We start from the raw sequence: 17,811 nt of genomic DNA, 5'->3' as shown, positions 1-17,811 counted from the left end.
TCTGTGTGCGCCCGACGGCCAATGGCCGTCAGACGACGATGTTCACGAGGCGGCCGGGCACGACGACGATCTTCTTCGCCGGCTTGCCGTCGCTGAACTTCGCGAACGCTTCGTCGGCCACCGCCGCGGCTTCGATCGCGTCGCGGCTCGCGCCCTTCGCGACCTTCAGCGCGCCTCGCACCTTGCCGTTTACCTGCAGCACGAGTTCGATCTCGGCCTGCTCGAGCGCGGCCTCGTCGACCTTCGGCCACGGGGCGTCGAGAAGCGGGCCGAATTCGTCCGCGTAGCCGAGCGCCTTCCACAGCTCGAACGTGACGTGCGGCACGACAGGGTACAGCACGCGCAACAGCACGCCGTACGTCTCGCGCAGCACGGCGGGCGTCGCGCCCTTCGCGCCGTCGATCGCGTTCAGCATCTTCATCGCGGCCGACACGACCGTGTTGTACTGCAGGCGCTGGTAGTCGAAATCGGCCTGCTTCAGCACGCTGTAGATTTCGCGGCGCAGCGCCTTGTCGGCGTCGCCGAGCGCGGCCGCGTCGAAGCCCGCGCGCGCGGCGAGCGCCTCGCGGTTCGTCGCGCCGAAGCTCCATACGCGTCGCAGGAAGCGGCTCGCGCCTTCGACGCCCGCGCCCGACCATTCGAGCTGCTGCTCGGGCGGCGCCGCGAACATCGTGAACAGGCGCGCGGTATCGGCGCCGTACTGGTCGATCAGCACCTGCGGATCGACGCCGTTGTTCTTCGACTTCGACATCTTCTCGATGCCGCCGAGCACGACCGGCTGGCCGTCCGTGTTCAGCGTCGCGCCGACCGGGCGGCCCTTGTCGTCGTGCGTGACCGTCACGTCGGCCGGGTTGTACCAGGTCTTCTTGCCGGAGGCGTCTTCGCGGTAGAACGTCTCGTTCAGCACCATCCCCTGCGTGAGCAGGTTCTTCGCCGGCTCGCCGAACTTCACGAGGCCGAGGTCACGCATCACCTTGGTCCAGAAGCGCGAATACAACAGGTGCAGGATCGCGTGCTCGATGCCGCCGATGTACTGATCCATCGGCATCCAGTAATCGGTGCGCGCGTCGACCATCGTGTCGGCGTCCGGCGCCGTGTAGCGCGAGAAGTACCACGACGAATCGACGAAGGTATCCATCGTGTCGGTCTCGCGCTTCGCGGCCGCGCCGCACTTCGGGCACGAGCAGTTCAGGAACGCTTCCGACTTCGCGAGCGGGTTGCCCGAACCGTCCGGCACGAGGTCTTCCGGCAGCACGACCGGCAGGTCCTGCTCCGGCACCGGCACGTCGCCGCACGACGGGCAGTGGATGATCGGGATCGGCGTGCCCCAGTAGCGCTGGCGCGACACGCCCCAGTCGCGCAGGCGCCACGTGACCTGCTTGTCGCCATAGCCGCCGGCCTTCAGGTCGGCCGCGACCGCGTCGACCGCATCCGCGTAGCGCAGGCCGTCGTACTTGCCGCTGTTCACGCAGACCGCGGTTTCCTTGTCGCCGTACCATTCCTGCCAGGCATCCAGCGAGTACGTCTGCCCTTCGCTCGCAATCACCTGCTTGATCGGCAGGCCGTACTTCTTCGCGAATGCGAAATCGCGCTCGTCGTGGCCCGGCACGCCCATCACCGCGCCTTCGCCATAGCTCATCAGCACGTAGTTGCCGATCCAGACCTCGACCGGCTCGCCCGTGAGCGGGTGCGACACCGAGAAGCCCGTCGCGACGCCCTTCTTCTCCATCGTCGCGACATCGGCCTCGGCGACGCCGCCGCGCTTGCATTCGTCGATGAACGCCTGCAGTTCCGGCTTGCCCTGCGCGAGGCGCGTGGCAAGCGGGTGCTCGGCCGCGACCGCGCAGAACGTGACGCCCATGATCGTGTCGGCACGTGTCGTGAACACGCGCAGGAGCGCCTTCTCGCCGTCGAGTTCGTACGGGAAGCCGAAGTTCACGCCGAAGCTCTTGCCGATCCAGTTCTGCTGCATGATCTTCACGCGCTCGGGCCAGCCAAGGCCGTCGAGATCGTTCAGCAGTTCATCGGCGTACTGCGTGATCCGCAGGTAGTACATCGGGATCTCGCGCTTCTCGACGAGCGCGCCCGAGCGCCAGCCGCGGCCGTCGATCACCTGCTCGTTCGCGAGCACGGTCTGGTCGACCGGGTCCCAGTTCACGGTGCCCGTCTTCTTGTACGCGATGCCCTTCTCGAGCATCTTCAGGAACAGCCACTGGTTCCACTTGTAGTAATCGGGCTTGCACGTCGCGATTTCGCGCGACCAGTCGATCGCGAGGCCCATCGACTGCATCTGGCCCTTCATGTAGTCGATGTTGTCGTAAGTCCACTTCGCGGGCGGCACGCCGTTCGCCATCGCGGCATTCTCGGCCGGCATCCCGAACGCGTCCCAGCCCATCGGCATCAGCGTGTTGTAGCCGTTCATCCGCAGATAGCGGTACATCACGTCGTTGATCGTGTAGTTGCGCACGTGACCCATGTGCAGCTTGCCGGACGGATACGGCAGCATCGACACGCAGTAGAACTTCGGCTTCTGCGAATCTTCCCTCGTCTTGTAGGCATCGGCTGCGCGCCAGTCGCCCTGGGCGGCGGCTTCGACGTCGGCGGGTACGTATCTCTCGTGCATGGTGTGGTTCGGACTAGGCTTTAAGCAGCGCGCCACGAGGCGGGCACGCGGAAGTGGACGAAATCGGGCAGCCCGGCGGCGGGAGCAGGCTCACGGTTCTCGGGCCTGCATCATGGTTCAGGATATTCGCCGGGTAACCCGGAAGGTCTCCAGGTTACCCGGCGAAACCCTGCCAACCGGGCGGAAACGACGATTATACCGTCCGTGGCGTGCGGTACGGCCGGGTGTCGCGGGCCGCGGCGCATTCTTGCCCGCGCCGGGCTCGCCGGCGGCCGGCAGGTCAGGGTTTCGCGCCCGCGGCGGCTGGCGCGGCGGCGCCCGCCGGCGGCACGTCGGTGACGAAGCCGATCCGCGTGAGGCCCGCGGCCTGCGCGGCGCCCATCACCTGCGCGATCACGTCGTAGCGGGTCGCGCGCGACGCGCGCAGCCGTAGCTCGGGCGGCGCGGCGCCCGCGGCGGCGGCCTGAAAGCGTGCCGGTAGCGCGTCGAGTGCGACGGGTGTGTCGTCCCAATACAGCTTGCCGGCGTCGTCGATCGACAGCGTGACCGATTGCGGCGTATCGCGCGCGACGCCGGCCGCGACCTTCGGCAGGTCGAGCCGGATCGCGTGCGTCATCAGCGGCGCGGTAATGATGAAGATGACGAGCAGCACGAGCATCACGTCGATCAGCGGCGTCATGTTGATCTCCGCCATCGGCGCGGACGTCTTGTGGTGCTCCAGTCCGCCAAATGCCATGGTCGCTCCTCCCGGCCGCGCGTCAGGCGCCCTGCGCGCACACGAATACGTGCAGGTCGCGCGCGAAGCCGTCGAGTTCCTCGGCGAGCTGGCGCACGAGCCGCCCGAGGATGTTGTAGGCGAGCACCGCGGGGATCGCGACGACGAGCCCGAACGCGGTCATGATCAGCGCCTCGCCGACCGGCCCCGCGACGTTCTCGATCTGCGCCTGTCCGCTCGCGGCGATGCTGCCGAGCGCGTGATAGATGCCCCACACGGTGCCGAGCAGCCCGACGAACGGCGCGGTGCTGCCGATCGACGCGAGCAGCACCTGACCAAACTCGAGACGCCGCTGCGAGCGCAGCATCGCGTGACGCAGCGCGCGCAGCACGCGTTCGCTGCGCTCCACCCGCGCGGCCAGCGCGGCCGGATCGTGTTCGTCGGCCGCGTCGCGCGCGGCTTCGGCGAGCGGCACGAACACGCGCTCGCGATCGGCGCCCGCGAGCGCGTCGATGCCCGCGTCGAGCGACGCCGCGCGCCAGAACGCGGCGAGCGCGCGCGGCCCCTGCCGCTTCGCGCGGACCAGCAGCCAGGCCTTCATGAGGAGAAAGCACCAGCTGGCGACGGACATCGCCAGCAGCACATAGGCGACGGCGTGCGTGATCGCATCGCCGCTTTCGAGGTAGTGGACAACGCCGGTGGGAATCGCCATCGGAGTTTCCCCGTGAGGGTCAGCGCAGGCCGAGCACGTCCTGCATGTCGAACAGGCCGGCGCCGCGCGCCGACAGGAAGCGGACCGCACGCAGCGCGCCCTGCGCGTACGACACGCGGCTCGACGACTTGTGCGTGATCTCGATCCGTTCGCCGATCCCGGCGAACAGCACGGTGTGATCGCCGACGATGTCGCCGCCGCGCACGGCCGCAAAGCCGATCGTCGACGGATCGCGTTCGCCCGTCACGCCCTGGCGGCCGTACACCGCGCAGTCCTCCAGCGAGCGCCCGAGCGCACCGGCCACGGCTTCGCCCATCATCAGCGCGGTGCCCGACGGCGCGTCGACCTTGTGACGGTGGTGCGCCTCGATGATCTCGATGTCGTAGCCGTGCGAGAAATGCTTCGCCGCGAATTCGAGCAGCTTCAGCGTGACGTTCACGCCGACGCTCATGTTCGCCGCGAACACGATGCCGATCCGGGCCGCCGCGGCCTGCAGCTCGGCCTTCTGCTCTGCGGTGAAGCCGGTCGTGCCGATCACGAGCTTCACGTCGTGGCGCAGCGCGGCCGCGACGTGCGCGATCGTGCCTTCCGGCCGCGTGAAGTCGATCAGGTAGTCGGCCTGCGCGAACACGGCATCGAGGTCGTCGGTCAGCTTGACTCCGGTTTCCTTGCCGAGGAACGCGCCCGCGTCCTGGCCGAGGAACGGCGAACCGGCGCGGTCGAGCGCGCCGACGAGCTGCGCGTCGGAATCGTTGAGAACGGCTTCGATCAGCATCCGGCCCATACGGCCCGATGCACCGGCAATCGCAATCTTCATGGCTTTCTACACGACAGGTCTAAAGGCGGGCGGCGCATGCCGCCCTGTTTCCGCACGCCGGACGCTTACTGGGCCGGCGCGGTGAGCGGCTGGTTCTGCAGGTTGTCGGAGCCTTGCGGGCCGACCGGCGGCGCCGCTTCGTTCGACGCGTTCGGCTGCGGCGGGCGGTGGAACTGGAACTGCGGCTGGATCGCCGGCGCGGCGCCCGGCGGCTGGCCGCCCGGCACCGGCGCGCCGCCCGAAGCCTGGGCGGACGGCGTGAAGCGGCGGCTGGCCGAGCCCTGCCCCGATACCTGGTTGGTCGCGCGGTTCGCCGCGCGCGCCGCCTGGGCGTTCGCGTCCTGGTCGACCGCCGCGCCGGACGCCAGCCCGGTGGACGGGCTCGCGGCCTCGGCAGCCTGCGCGGCGCTCGCGGCGGCAGCGGCCTCGGCCGCCCGCTTCGCCTCGGCGGCGGCCTTCGCCTTCTTGCCGCCGCGGTCGCCGTCGATATCGGCCAGCAGGTCGAGCTCGGAAGGCAGGTTGTCGGCGCCCGTCCAGCTCGCGAGGCGATCGCTCGCGAACGTCAGCACGAGATCGCGCTGCTGGACGACCGACGTCGAGCCGCGCTTGAAGTAAAAGAGGTAATCCCAGCGGTCGGCATGGAACATGTCGGCCAGCAGCGGCGTGCCGAGCAGCGCGCGGACCTGCTCGCGCGTCATGCCGGCCTGCAGCTGCGCGGCCTTCTCCTGCGACACGAAGTTGCCCTGCACGACGGTGATCCGATAGGGCGTGATGCTCTGCGCGATACGCTGCGTCACGCTGTCGTACGACGAACAACCAGCCAGCGCGGCAACGGCGGCGGCAGCGATGATGGCACTCCGCATGCGACTCCTCTGAAAGTGCGAAAGAGATTCCGGGAACATTTCCGTCACCGTGCAGGCCCGCGTCGCGAGCCGCGCGTGTTTCTGGAACGGCGAAAAGCCGGTAACATGAAGCCCTGCATTGTACTCTAGGGATGCCTAGCCATGACCAATCCGACGGATCTCAAGAATATCGGGCTAAAGGCCACCCTACCGCGCCTCAAGATTCTCGAGATCTTCCAGCAAAGCCCCGTGCGTCACCTGACTGCCGAAGACGTCTACCGCAACCTGCTCAACGAGCAGCTCGACATCGGGCTCGCCACCGTTTACCGCGTGCTGACGCAGTTCGAGCAGGCCGGCCTGCTCACGCGCAGCAACTTCGAGTCCGGCAAGGCCGTGTTCGAATTGAATGAAGGTTCGCACCACGATCACCTCGTCTGCCTCGATTGCGGCCGCGTCGAGGAATTCTTCGATGCCGAGATCGAGAGCCGCCAGCAGGCCATCGCGAAGGAACGCGGCTTCCGGCTCCAGGAGCACTCGCTCGCGATGTACGGTTCGTGCACGACCGAGAACTGCCCGCACCGCAAGCACTGATCGAACCCTCGCACCCATGCGACGGCCCGGCCGGCATCCCGCCGCCCGGGCCGTGTTGTTTTCGGAGCCGGAATGAAAGCGGCCCGCACGTGTCGGCTGCGGGCCGGGTCGGAACGATGTTTTCAATCGAGCGTGCGGCGGCGAGCCGTGCTGCCGCCGCGCGATCGTCGACGCCCGGTGATCGGCGCCTGATGCCGCTCGCCGTGCGTCAGGTCGCGCTCGCGCAGGCCGGCTCGAACTCGAGCGCCCATGCGTCGTCGAGCGGAATCTCGTCGCAGTTCGGCTGCGGGCCGCCGCGGTCGACGATCACGAAGTCGCTGACCGCGTCGAGCGCGAGCAGCGGATGGTGCCAGACGCCCTTCGCGTAATTCACGCCCTGCCAGCCTTCGGCCAGGAACGCGCGCATCGCGTCGGGCCGGAACTCGCCGGCCGGCGCGACGACGATCGCATAGCGCGACACGGCCGCGAGCGGAATGAACGCCTGGCTGCCGTGCGGATGGCGCTCCATCAGCGTGATCGCGACCGGCAGCGCGCGCGGCTGCGCACGAAACACGCTGACGAGCGGCCGGCCGCCGTCCGCGCAGACGTCGATCGTCGCGAGATCGTGGAAGCGCTCGGTGGTGCCGCCGTTGATCGGGAAATGCCGCGCGCCTTCGAGCGCGATCACGTCGCCGAACGGCGCGAACGCTTCGCGGGTCAGGCGCTCGACGCGCAGGATATGGGGTCCGCTCATGCCGTTGCCCTCCTTCAAGCCGGCTCGCCCCACAGACGCAAGCGCGACACGCCGCCGTCCGGGAAGATGTTGAAGCGCACGTGCGTGACGGGGCCGAGTGCCGCGAGCTGGTCGAACGTATGAACGTGGTCCATCTGCAGCTTCTGCTCGCCGAGCAGTTCGGCCCAGAACATCGCCTGCGTGACGAGCGAGTCGTCGGTGCCGCCCGCGACCCGCGCGGCCTGTAGCGAACAGCGATCGGGGAAGTTGCCCTTGAAGAACGCCGTATCGACCTCGACGCGCCGGATGATGCCCGGCCGTGCCAGCGCGACGATCGCCCAGTCGTTGCCGGGCTCGCGGCGGCGCCGCGTTTCCCAGCCGTCGCCCATGTTCGCGCCGCGCCCCGGCATCAGCATCTGCGAGGCCGGGCCGAAGTGCTGGTTGTTCGCGGCCACCAGGTAGCCGCCGTTCTCGATCGCCGCGAGATCGACGAGCTCGCCCGTCGGCACGTGGCGCCAGTCGCGCTGCGGCTGGCCGTACACGCGCAAGCGCGCGAGCCCGCCGTCCGGATACAGGTTCACGCGCAGGTGCGTGAACGGTTGCGCGTCGTCGACCCCGACATAGTGATGCGAATTGCCCTGCAGCGTCGTCGCGGGGACGATCGTGCGCCATTCGGCGTCGTCCGGCGGCGTGTCGCCATCCACCGCGCAGGCGTCGATCGACGCAGCCGGCGGGAAGTTGCCGGTGAAGTGGCTCGTATCGAGATCGACGCCGCAAATCACGCCCGGCCGCGCGAGCCGGACCACGCAGAAGTCGTGGCCAGTGGTGCGCTTGCGGCGCGTTTCCCAGCCGTCCATCCATTTGCCGTGATCGTCGTACTTGCCGGGAATGAAGACGGCCGGCTCGGGATTGAGCATGCGCTCCTTCGGCGCGAAGAATTCGTCGCTCGCGAAGAGCGCCTGCGCGCCCAGGCGCGGGTCGGCGAGGTTCATGTAGCGCCGCGTGAAAGCCGGCGCGTTCGGATCGAGGATGGGGGCTGCCATGTCGTCTCCACTATTTTTTGAGATGGGCCGGCGCGTCGTGGCGCGGGCCGCGGGAAATTCGATCGCGCGCAGCAGCCGGGGCAAGCCGCCGCGCGCGCGTGACGCTCAGAGCGCGTGAGCCTGGTCGCCGCCGACCGGTGCGCTGCTGCCCTGCGCGTCGACCGCCACGTAGCGCAACTCGCGGTTCAGCACGCGCGTCGCGCGGGCCCGGTCGATGTCGTTCTCCCACACCGCGACGACCACCGTCGCGACGCAGTTGCCGATCAGGTTGGTCAGCGCGCGGGCGATGCCGACGAACCAGTCGACCGGCAGGATCAGCACGAGGCCGAGCACCGGAATCGCGGGAATCGCCGACAGCGTCGCCGCGAGGATCACGATCGCCGAGCCTGGAATCCCGTGCGCGCCCTTCGACGTGACGAGCGACACGAGCAGCACGACGATCAGGTCATGCGTGGACAGCGGCGTGTTGGTGGCCTGCGCGATGAACAGCACGGCGAGCGTCAGGTAGATCGAGAAGCCGTCGAGGTTGAACGAATAGCCGGTCGGGATCACGAGGCCGACCGTCGAATCCTTGATGCCCATGTATTCGAGCTTGCTCATCACCTGCGGCAGCACCGCGTCCGACGATGCCGTGCCGAGCACGATCGACAGTTCCTCGCGCAGGTAGCGGATCAGCTTGAACACCGAGAAGCCCGCGAGACGCATCACCACGCCGAGCACGACCGTGACGAACACGATGCAGCTCAGGTAGAACACCGCGACGAGGTAGCCGAGCTGCTTGAGCGACGAGACGCCGTACTTGCCGGTCGTGAACGCGATCGCACCGAGCACGCCGAGCGGCGCGAGCTTGATGATGAAGCCGATGATGCGGAAGAACACGTGCGACAGTTCCTCGATCAGGCTGTTCACGCGCTGCGCCTTGTCGCCGAGCAGCGACAGCGCGGAGCCGAACAGCACCGCGAACACGAGGATCTGCAGGATGTCGCCCTTCGCGAACGCGTCGATCGCGGTCTCGGGGATGATCTTCATCAGGTAGCCGGCCGTGTCCTTCAGGCTTTCGGCGTTCTTCGCGTACGACGAGAGCGACGCTGCATCGAGCGAGCGCAGGTCGATGTTCATCCCGACGCCCGGGCGCGTGAGCCACGCGAGGACGAGCCCGATGCCGAGCGCGAGCGTGGTCATCACCTCGAAGTAGATGACGGCCTTCAGGCCGACCCGGCCGACCTTCTTCAGGTCGCCCGCATTGGCCATCCCGCTCACCACGACGCAGAACACGATCGGGCCGATGACCATCTTGATGAGCTTCAGGAAGCCGTCGCCGAGCGGTCGCAGCGACTCGGCGAAATGCGGGAAGAACGCGCCGAGCGCGACCCCCAGTATCAATGCGACGACTACCCGGCCAAACAGCGAATTGAGGAATTTCGACACGGCGCTCTCCCGATCCAACGGTTGCAGTTTCGTCTGTTCATACTGGTAAGACCAGTGATGTTATGGTGGATAGTAGGAAGCCGATATAGTGGCGTCAAGGACGATCAAAATAGGGATTTCCCGCCCCCATCGCCCCGAATTTCCGGCGCACCAAACAGGGGCCGATCGTGGCTTACCCGTAGGGCGCCCATGCACCGCACGCGTGCGGATTACAATGCCGGTCAGACCGGCCAAACGCTCACACCATGAAAAACGTTCCGCACACCGTGACCGACGCCGCCATCGCGACGATCCGCGACCGGATCGAGGCAGGCGTCTATCCGGTCGGCAGCCTGCTGCCGGCCCAGCGCCAGCTCTCCGAAGAGCTGGAGATCAGCCGTGCGTCGCTGCGCGAGGCGCTCTCCACGCTCGAGGCGCTCGGGATGCTGCGCATCCGCGCCGGCAAGGGCGTCTATGTCGAAAGCGCGCAGGCGAGCGCCGCCCATCCGTGGCAGTTCGCCGAGCAGTCGTCGCCGCCCGACACGTACCAGATGCGCTATGCGCTCGAAGGGTTCGCCGCGCGCATGGCCGCACACGTCGTCAGCGACGACGACATCGCGTGGTTCGAGGACAACCTCGCCGAGCTCCACGTCGCGCTCACCGACAGCGAGCTGGACGAAGCGTCGCGGCTCGACTTCGACTTCCACATGCGGATCATCCATCTCGCCGGCAACGCGGCGATCGAGTCGGTGCTGCGCAGCAGCGCGGACATCATGAAGGAAAGCCAGCGCATGCCGTTCTACCGGCGCGAGCTGCTGCTGTCGACGTGGCACGAGCACCGCGCGATCCTCGACGCGCTGATCGCCCGCGATGCGGCCGCGGCCGGCCTCGCGATCGAGACGCACATCGCGAACGCCGCGCAGCGCGCGGGCATCTTCTTCCCGACGCCGTCCGCCGGCACCGTCGCGGCCCTTCCCGTGAAATAAAAAAAGCCCGGCCGGGAAAACCGGGCCGGGCTCGTTCGCCGCGCAGGCCGCCTTACGGCGGCCACGCAACGTGCGGGATTACTTCGCGTTCGCGAACGCGACTGCCGTATCCAGCATGCGGTTCGAGAAACCCCACTCGTTGTCGTACCAGCTCGACACCTTGACGAGGCGGCCCGACACCTTGGTCAGCGTGGCGTCGAACGTCGACGAAGCCGGGTTGTGGTTGAAGTCGATCGACACCAGCGGCGCGTCGTTGTAGCCGAGGATGCCCTTCAGCGCGCCTTCCGATGCTTCCTTCATGATCGCGTTGACTTCCTCGACCGTCGTGTCGCGCTTGGCGATGAACGACAGGTCGACGATCGACACGTTGATCGTCGGGACGCGGATCGCGTAGCCGTCGAGCTTGCCGTTCAGTTCCGGCAGCACGAGGCCGACGGCCGATGCAGCGCCCGTCTTCGTCGGGATCTGGCTGTGGGTGGCCGAACGCGCGCGACGCAGGTCTTCGTGATAGACGTCGGTCAGCACCTGGTCGTTCGTGTAAGCGTGGATCGTCGTCATCAGGCCGGTTTCGAGGCCGATCCGGTCGTTCAGCGGCTTGACGAGCGGCGCGAGGCAGTTCGTCGTGCACGATGCGTTCGAGATGACGGTGTGCTCGGCCTTCAGTACGTCGTGGTTCACGCCGTAGACGATCGTTGCATCGACGTCCTTGCCGCCCGGCGCCGAGATGATCACCTTCTTCGCGCCGCCCTTCAGGTGCGCGCTCGCCTTTTCCTTCGTCGTGAAGAAGCCCGTGCATTCCATCACGACGTCGACGCCGAGCTCGCCCCACGGCAGTTCCGCCGGGTTGCGGTTGGCCAGCACGCGGATCTTGTCGCCGTTCACGACGAGGTAGTCGCCGTCGACCGACACGTCGCCCGGGAACTTGCCGTGCGCGGTGTCGTACTGGGTCAGGTGCGCGTTGGTCTTCGCGTCGCCCAGGTCGTTGATCGCGACGATCTCGAGATCGTGCTTCTTGCCGTTTTCATAAAACGCGCGCAGCGTGTTGCGGCCGATGCGGCCGTAGCCGTTGATTGCGACGCGGATCGTCATGGTCTATCTCCTGATGGCTGAAAAAAATTAGTTACGTGCAGCTTCACGGTGCGACGCGCGCGACGGGTGGCGCGCGTCGCGTATGCTTTCAGGCCAGCACGGCCTTCGCGGTCTCGACGACGTGCTCGACGGTGAAACCGAAGTACTTGAACAGCACGCCGGCCGGTGCCGATTCACCGAACGTGTCGATCCCGACGACGCCGCCTTCGAGGCCGACGTACTTGTGCCAGAAGCTCGTCACGCCCGCTTCGATCGCGACGCGGCGCACGCCGTGCGGCAGCACGCGTTCGCGGTATTCGGCGTCCTGGCGATCGAACACGTTGGTCGACGGCATCGACACGACGCGGGCCGCGATGCCCTGCTGCGCGAGGGGCTCGACGGCCTTCATCGCGAGCTCGACTTCCGAGCCCGTCGCGATCAGGATGATCTTGCGCGCGACGATCTCTTCGTCCCAGTCCTTCAGCACGTAGCCGCCCTTCTCGATGTTCGCGATCTGCGCATCGGTACGCGGGTTGAACGCGAGGTTCTGGCGGCTGAAGATCAAGCTCGACGGACGGTCGGCAGCCACGGCGTGGGTCCATGCGACGGCCGTCTCGACCGTGTCGGCCGGACGCCACACGTCGAGGTTCGGGATCAGGCGCAGGCTCGACACGTGCTCGATCGACTGGTGCGTCGGGCCGTCTTCGCCGAGGCCGATCGAATCGTGCGTGAACACGAAGATCGTCGGGACCTTCATCAGCGCCGCGACGCGCAGCGCGTTGCGGCTGTAGTCGGAGAACGTCAGGAACGTGCCGCCGAACGGCTTGTGGCCGCCGTGCAGCGCGAGGCCGTTGAGCGCGGCGCTCATGCCAAATTCGCGCACGCCGTAGTTGATGTGGTTGCCGAGCAGCACGCCCGCGCCTTCCGGATTCGCGCGCACCGCCTTCGATGCCTTCCAGTTGGTCAGGTTCGAGCCGGTCAGGTCGGCCGAGCCGCCCAGCAGTTCCGGCAGTACGGCGGCGAGCCCTTCGATGGCCTGTTGCGACGCCTTGCGGGTCGCGACCGTCTCGGCACGCTCGTTCGCGCCGGCGATGATCGCCGCGGCCTTCTCGGCCCAGTCGGCCGGCAGCTGGTTGGCCATCCGGCGCTCGAATTCGGCGGCTTGCGCCGGGAATTTCTCGCGATATTGCGCGAACGTCGCGTCCCATTCGGTCTCGGCACGCTTGCCGGCTTCCTTCGCATCCCACGCCGCATAGACTTCCTGCGGAATCACGAACGGCTCCCACTTCCAGCCGAGCGCTTCGCGCGTCTTCGCGATTTCTTCCGCGCCGAGCGCCGCGCCGTGCACGTCGTGGCCGCCGGCCTTGGTCGCCGCGCCCTTGCCGATCACCGTCTTGCAGCAGATCAGCGTCGGCTTGTCCGACAGCTTCGCCTTCGCGATGGCCGCGTCGACCGCGTCGACGTCGTGGCCGTTCACGTTCGGGATCACGTTCCAGCCGTATGCTTCGAAGCGCTTCGGCGTGTCGTCGTGGAACCAGTTGACGACGTCGCCGTCGATCGAGATGCCGTTGTCGTCGTACAGCGCGATCAGCTTGTTCAGCTTCAGCGTGCCCGCGAGCGAGCAGGCTTCGTGCGAGATGCCTTCCATCAGGCAGCCGTCGCCGAGGAACACGTACGTGTGGTGATCGACGATCTTCGCGCCGTCACGGTTGAACTCGTCGGCCATCAGCGCTTCGCCGAGCGCCATGCCGACCGCGTTCGCGAGACCCTGGCCGAGCGGGCCGGTGGTCGTCTCGACACCCGGCGTAATGCCATATTCCGGGTGGCCCGGCGTCTTCGAGTGCAGCTGGCGGAAGTTCTTCAGCTCTTCGATCGGCAGGTCGTAGCCGGTCAGGTGCAGCAGCGAGTACAGCAGCATCGAGCCGTGGCCGTTCGACAGCACGAAACGGTCGCGGTCTGCCCAGTGCGGGTTCGTCGGGTTGTGCTTCAGGTGGCGCGACCAGAGCGCAACGCCGATTTCGGCCATGCCCATCGGCATGCCGGGGTGGCCGGAGTTCGCTTGCTGGACGGCGTCCATCGCGAGCGCACGGATCGCGTTGGCCATCAGAGTGGTAGAGGCGGGAGACGAAGTCGTCATGTCGAGTCCGGAGAACGAGTCGAGGAAACGGGGGCACGGCGGCATCCGGAAGCTCGAGCGTCAATCGTTCCCGGCGCGCGGTGCGGCGCCTGACGGACGCGAAGCGGACGGAGCCTACGGACGGGGCTGCAAAGCTCGTCATTTTAACAGATGGGCCGACATTTCCCTTGTCGATACGCGGTGTTCCGGCACGCTTTTCCGTACAACCGCGCGCCTCCTATAATTCAGGCGTCGGAACTCCCCGCCCCCGGCGGCCCACCCGTGAGCACGACTCTCCTCTTCCATCCCACCCCCAACGCCGCCTACGGCTTCCCCAACGCACGCCGGCTCGCGCACGTCGCGTCGCCGCACCAGCGCATCGAAGTCTGGGAAACGCCGCAGCTCGGCCGCCTGTTTACGCTGGACGGCCGGCCGATGACGTCGGTCGGCGACGAATTCGTGTATCACGAGTGCATGACCCACCCGGCCGCGCTCGCGCATCCGTGCCCGAGGAAGGCGCTCGTGCTCGGCGGCGGCGACGGCGGCGCCGCGCGCCAGTTGCTCAAGCACGCGTGCATCGAGCGGGTCGTCGTCGCTGAGCTCGACGACGAAGTGGTCGGCATGGCGCGCCGCTATCTCGACGACGTGCACCAGGGCGCACTCGACGACCCGCGCGTCGAGGTCGTGATCGGCGACGCCGCGCATTTCGTCACGTCGACCATCGAGCATTTCGATCTCGTCGTGTTCGACCTCACGCCGCCCGATTCGCCCGCGGCCGGCCTCTATACGCGCGAGTTCTACGCGCAGCTCAAGCGGATCCTCACGCCGCGCGGCGCGATCTCGATGCACCTCGGCTCGCCGGTGTTCCACGCTGCGCGCATCGCCGCGCTGCTCGACGACCTGCGCGCGAGCTTCGCGTTCGTCGATCCGCTGTCCGCTCATGTGCCGCTCTACGGCTCCCAATGGCTGATGGCGATCGCGAGCGATACGCTCGATGCGGCCGCGCTGTTCGCGCACGACGTCGACGAACGCCTCGCCGCACGCCGCGTGCAGGGATTGCGCTACTACGATGCGCGACTTCATGCGGCCCTCTTTGCCCTGCCGTGCGCGCTGCGCGATACACTGGGCGTTCGCCGCTGAGCTGACGGGCGAACGCATCGTTCCGCAGGTTGATCGCGCGTTTACCGCGCTCGATCTGCGACGCGCACGGCCTGCCTCGGTATCCGCGACATGGCGCGGGACCGGGCGCCCGTGCGCCAATACCCGTTGGACCGCAAAGCATGGGCCGGCGTAGCCGCTCAAGCGCCAACACCGTTCGACAGGAGATTTTCATGACCGATCCACGTCCGGCCAACGTGCCTTGGTTGACACCCTACCTGGCCGTGCGCAATGCGCAGGCGGCCATCGAATTCTTCAAAGCCGCATTCGGCTTCGAGCTGCGCGACGTCCACGACGAGGACGGCGCGATCATGCACGTCGAGATGACCTACCGCGGGCAGCTGATCGTGATGTTCGCGCCCGAAGGCGCATTCGGCTCGACCGCGCTCACGCCGAAGAGTGCGGACGCAACCGCCCCGCAGTCGTTCTATCTGTATGTCGACGACGTCGACACGACCTGGCAGCGCGCGCTCGACGCGGGTGCGAAGTCGCTGACCGCGCCGCAGGACCAGTTCTGGGGCGACCGCTTCGCACAGGTCGAGGATCTCAACGGCTACCGGTGGGCGCTCGGTTGCCGCCTGAGCGCATGAACGGAGCCGCGCCCAACATGAGTGAAGCCACCACCACCGCGGCCGTGCCGCGTTTCTTCGTCGAAGCGGCGCTGCGCGCCGATGCGACGCTCACGCTGCCGGCCGAGGTCGCGCGTCACGCGCAGGTGCTGCGGCTGCAGCCCGGCGACACGCTCGCACTGTTCGACGGCAGCGGCGGCCAGTACCGCGCGCGGCTCGTCGAGATCGACAAGCGCAACGCGCTCGCGCAGATCGAGGCGTTCGACCCGGCCGAGGCCGAGCCGCCGTATCGCGTGACGCTCGCGCAGGGCATCGCCGGCGGCGACAAGATGGACTGGGTCATCGAGAAAGCCGTCGAGCTCGGCGTCGCGGCGGTCGTGCCGCTGTCGACCGCGCGCGGCGTCGTGAAACTGTCGGGCGAGCGCGCGGACAAGCGCGTCGCGCACTGGCGCGGCGTCGTGCGCGCGTCGTGCGAACAGTGCGGACGCAACCGCGTGCCCGACGTCGCGCCGGTACGCGGCTTCGGCGCGTGGCTCGACACGCTGCCGGCCGCGTCGGCCGACGGCGAGCTGCGGCTGCTGCTGTCGCCGCGCGCGAGCGTCCCGTTCGCGTCGCTGCCCGACGCGCCGCCCGCGGCTGAAGTCACGCTGCTGATCGGGCCGGAAGGCGGTCTGTCGCCGGACGAAGAAAACGCGGCCCGCGCGCACGGGTTCACGGCGTTGTCGCTCGGGCCACGCGTGCTGCGCACCGAAACGGCCGGCGCGGCCGTGCTCGCCGCGCTCGCGGCACGCTGGGGCGGGTGGTAACGACCGGGCCGTGCCGGACCCCGACGGGGCACGGCACTTCCCGATCCGCCCATCGCGGCGCCGCGGCCGCGCTACGCGCCCGGCGCCCTCGCGGGCATGCTGCCGCTTATCGCGACTTGTCGCTCGGCGATCCGTCCGGCCGATGCCGGTGAACGACGCGCCGCACCGTGCCGCCGGCGGCGCGCGGACGCAAAAAAGCCCGCTCGACGCGGGCTTTTCGGCAGAACGGCCGCAGGTGCGCGGCCGATGGGTACGTGCTTACGCGAACGAATAGAACACGCGGAACGCGACCTTGCGCTCGGCCCAGAACTCGGCGGCTTCGCGGAACACGTCGAGCAGCGTCTCGCGCCCTTCCTTGTCGAATTTCTGCGCGATCGGCAGCCCTTCGAGGACGATCACGAAACCGGGCTGCGCGCCGGCCTTCGCGACGAGGTCGGTCAGGCAGTCGTACAGCGCGTCGTAGTTCTTCCCGAAATGCTTCGGAAACAGGAACGACGTCGCGATCGTCTCCATCACCTCCTGCTTCGACTGCGCTGCGCCGCAATACGCGTACAGGAAATGCTGGCCGAGCCGGCTGGCTTCGTCGGCGAGATCCTGCACGCGGAACGCGCGGATCGACTGCACGAGGTTGGGTCGCACGGTCGTGAAAAGGCTCATAGGCTCCTCGTTCGATGAAAGCCCGGGCTCGGCTTCCTGTTGCTCCGACGCGCCGCCAGCCTGTGCCACCGCGTGTAGTTGCATCACGCGCTGGAACAGATTGCCGTCGCCGGCCGCGAACAGTTCCGCCCCCGCCGTGTCGTGCGCGTAGATGGAGTCGCTCATGCCATTCATCCCGAAGTCATTCAACAATACGTTTAAAACTGTTGTAGTGGTCGTCCGTGTAATAACAGTTGTCGATCCGGCGCAACGGCCCGCCACAGACGATGCGGCGCGCGCCGCGATTGCGTGCGCGCGGCGTCGGCACCGTGTACTCGTGGTAGTAGCCGCGCTTCGCCTTCGGCAGGATCCGCTCGCGGTTGCCGAAGACGACGCCGTCTTTCTCGTACGGATAGGGGCCACCGGCGCCGATCAGGCCAAGCGTGGTCGCGGCCTCGCGCGGCAGACGGGCGGTCGGGATCGTATCGACCCCGCCGACGGCCAGGTCGGCCGAAACGGCCTGCCGTGCGTAAGCGGCGGAAACCAGACTGCCCGTCGGTGTACCGACGATACCCATCGCGAACATCGCGAAGACGGACGCCAGCGCGCCGTTGCGGAGCCACTTGCGTGCCATGAACCAGGGTTCCCGCTGTTAAATCAAGTAGTTGACGACCAACCAAAGGCGTTAGCGTAGCGCTATTGTCCTTGCGAATCAATGTTCGTTTGGGAATCGAAAGCCTCGCGGCGCCCGGAATCGCGCATTTCTTACCGAAATTAGACTACATTTATCTTACATAGGATAAAATACGCGCGGCATCTCTCGCATGGCAAGACCCTGCCTCCTTGCCACGCTCGCTACCCGGAGTGGAGAGATGCTGCTGTTGCTTATAGGAAGCGCGTTTGCGCCCTACCTGACGGCGTGCCCCTTGCGGGCACGCCTCTTTTTGCTTTTGTTTACAATTTCGCCCGACGCACGGCACCGGTCTACCGGCGCCGCGCGTTCATCCCGG

17 protein-coding genes are annotated in these 17,811 nt (G+C 67.5%); 5 read left to right on the top strand and 12 right to left on the bottom strand.

The features are described from left to right. Positions 1-28 precede the first annotated feature (28 nt). The 5 genes from leuS to FFI87_RS03105 all read right to left on the bottom strand — a co-directional run bounded on the left by leuS (position 29) and on the right by FFI87_RS03105 (position 5,730). Positions 29-2,623, bottom strand: coding sequence for a leucine--tRNA ligase (gene leuS / locus FFI87_RS03125; RefSeq protein ID WP_012363082.1), 2,595 nt, complete (start codon positions 2,621-2,623; stop codon positions 29-31). A gap of 280 nt (positions 2,624-2,903) precedes the next feature. Continuing rightward, positions 2,904-3,359 carry an ExbD/TolR family protein gene (locus FFI87_RS03120; protein WP_011655957.1) on the bottom strand — a complete coding sequence of 152 codons (456 nt, stop codon included), beginning with the start codon at positions 3,357-3,359 and terminating at the stop codon, positions 2,904-2,906. A gap of 22 nt (positions 3,360-3,381) precedes the next feature. Further along, entirely contained in the window at positions 3,382-4,050 is a 669-nt protein-coding gene (locus FFI87_RS03115; RefSeq protein WP_006755943.1) for a MotA/TolQ/ExbB proton channel family protein, read from the bottom strand. A 19-nt stretch (positions 4,051-4,069) separates the two neighbouring features. After that, positions 4,070-4,867 (bottom strand): 4-hydroxy-tetrahydrodipicolinate reductase, encoded by a 798-nt coding sequence (gene dapB, locus FFI87_RS03110; RefSeq protein WP_138848249.1) that lies wholly within the window; start codon positions 4,865-4,867, stop codon positions 4,070-4,072. Positions 4,868-4,932: 65 nt separating this feature from the next. Then, positions 4,933-5,730 carry an outer membrane protein assembly factor BamE gene (locus FFI87_RS03105; protein WP_012363079.1) on the bottom strand — a complete coding sequence of 266 codons (798 nt, stop codon included), beginning with the start codon at positions 5,728-5,730 and terminating at the stop codon, positions 4,933-4,935. Positions 5,731-5,871: 141 nt separating this feature from the next. On the opposite strand from FFI87_RS03105, the gene fur reads away from it, so the two are divergent. Then, on the top strand, positions 5,872-6,300 hold the full coding sequence (gene fur / locus FFI87_RS03100) for a ferric iron uptake transcriptional regulator (RefSeq protein ID WP_006753314.1): 429 nt from the start codon (positions 5,872-5,874) through the stop codon (positions 6,298-6,300). A 208-nt stretch (positions 6,301-6,508) separates the two neighbouring features. Here the strand turns inward: fur and FFI87_RS03095 are convergent, their stop codons facing one another. The 3 genes from FFI87_RS03095 to FFI87_RS03085 all read right to left on the bottom strand — a co-directional run bounded on the left by FFI87_RS03095 (position 6,509) and on the right by FFI87_RS03085 (position 9,483). Then, complete coding sequence (locus FFI87_RS03095) at positions 6,509-7,033, bottom strand: ureidoglycolate lyase (RefSeq protein WP_012363078.1); 525 nt, start codon at positions 7,031-7,033, stop codon at positions 6,509-6,511. Between the two features lie 14 nt (positions 7,034-7,047). Continuing rightward, positions 7,048-8,055 carry an allantoicase gene (gene alc / locus FFI87_RS03090; protein ID WP_138848250.1) on the bottom strand — a complete coding sequence of 336 codons (1,008 nt, stop codon included), beginning with the start codon at positions 8,053-8,055 and terminating at the stop codon, positions 7,048-7,050. A gap of 105 nt (positions 8,056-8,160) precedes the next feature. Continuing rightward, entirely contained in the window at positions 8,161-9,483 is a 1,323-nt protein-coding gene (locus FFI87_RS03085; RefSeq protein WP_012363076.1) for a C4-dicarboxylate transporter DctA, read from the bottom strand. A gap of 245 nt (positions 9,484-9,728) precedes the next feature. Between FFI87_RS03085 and FFI87_RS03080 the strand changes: the two genes are divergently transcribed. Next, positions 9,729-10,448 carry a FadR/GntR family transcriptional regulator gene (locus FFI87_RS03080; protein ID WP_138848251.1) on the top strand — a complete coding sequence of 240 codons (720 nt, stop codon included), beginning with the start codon at positions 9,729-9,731 and terminating at the stop codon, positions 10,446-10,448. 78 nt (positions 10,449-10,526) lie between these two features. On the opposite strand, the gene gap is transcribed toward FFI87_RS03080, so the two are convergent. Continuing rightward, on the bottom strand, positions 10,527-11,537 hold the full coding sequence (gene gap, locus FFI87_RS03075; RefSeq protein WP_006760300.1) for a type I glyceraldehyde-3-phosphate dehydrogenase: 1,011 nt from the start codon (positions 11,535-11,537) through the stop codon (positions 10,527-10,529). An 88-nt stretch (positions 11,538-11,625) separates the two neighbouring features. Next, positions 11,626-13,698, bottom strand: coding sequence for a transketolase (gene tkt / locus FFI87_RS03070; RefSeq protein WP_012363073.1), 2,073 nt, complete (start codon positions 13,696-13,698; stop codon positions 11,626-11,628). A 216-nt stretch (positions 13,699-13,914) separates the two neighbouring features. Between tkt and speE the strand changes: the two genes are divergently transcribed. The 3 genes from speE (at position 13,915) to FFI87_RS03055 (ending at position 16,165) form a co-directional block, all read left to right on the top strand. After that, the gene (gene speE / locus FFI87_RS03065; RefSeq protein ID WP_138848252.1) at positions 13,915-14,772 is read left to right on the top strand and encodes a polyamine aminopropyltransferase; all 858 of its coding nucleotides are present in this window, start codon (positions 13,915-13,917) and stop codon (positions 14,770-14,772) included. A 191-nt stretch (positions 14,773-14,963) separates the two neighbouring features. Next, positions 14,964-15,380: a VOC family protein gene (locus tag FFI87_RS03060; RefSeq protein WP_138848253.1), complete on the top strand. Its 417-nt coding sequence runs from the start codon at positions 14,964-14,966 to the stop codon at positions 15,378-15,380. Positions 15,381-15,397: 17 nt separating this feature from the next. Next, positions 15,398-16,165, top strand: a complete 768-nt coding sequence (locus FFI87_RS03055) for a 16S rRNA (uracil(1498)-N(3))-methyltransferase (RefSeq protein WP_138848254.1) — start codon at positions 15,398-15,400, stop codon at positions 16,163-16,165. A gap of 258 nt (positions 16,166-16,423) precedes the next feature. Here the strand turns inward: FFI87_RS03055 and FFI87_RS03050 are convergent, their stop codons facing one another. Both FFI87_RS03050 and FFI87_RS03045 read right to left on the bottom strand, forming a co-directional pair. Next, positions 16,424-16,987 (bottom strand): barstar family protein, encoded by a 564-nt coding sequence (locus FFI87_RS03050; protein WP_006753300.1) that lies wholly within the window; start codon positions 16,985-16,987, stop codon positions 16,424-16,426. A 16-nt stretch (positions 16,988-17,003) separates the two neighbouring features. After that, positions 17,004-17,435 (bottom strand): ribonuclease domain-containing protein, encoded by a 432-nt coding sequence (locus FFI87_RS03045; protein ID WP_012363069.1) that lies wholly within the window; start codon positions 17,433-17,435, stop codon positions 17,004-17,006. Positions 17,436-17,811 lie beyond the last annotated feature (376 nt).

Origin of the sequence: Burkholderia sp. KBS0801 (assembly GCF_005937855.2) — a bacterium.
Classification (GTDB): domain Bacteria; phylum Pseudomonadota; class Gammaproteobacteria; order Burkholderiales; family Burkholderiaceae; genus Burkholderia; species Burkholderia ambifaria.
This window is presented reverse-complemented; position numbering and strand designations above follow the sequence as displayed.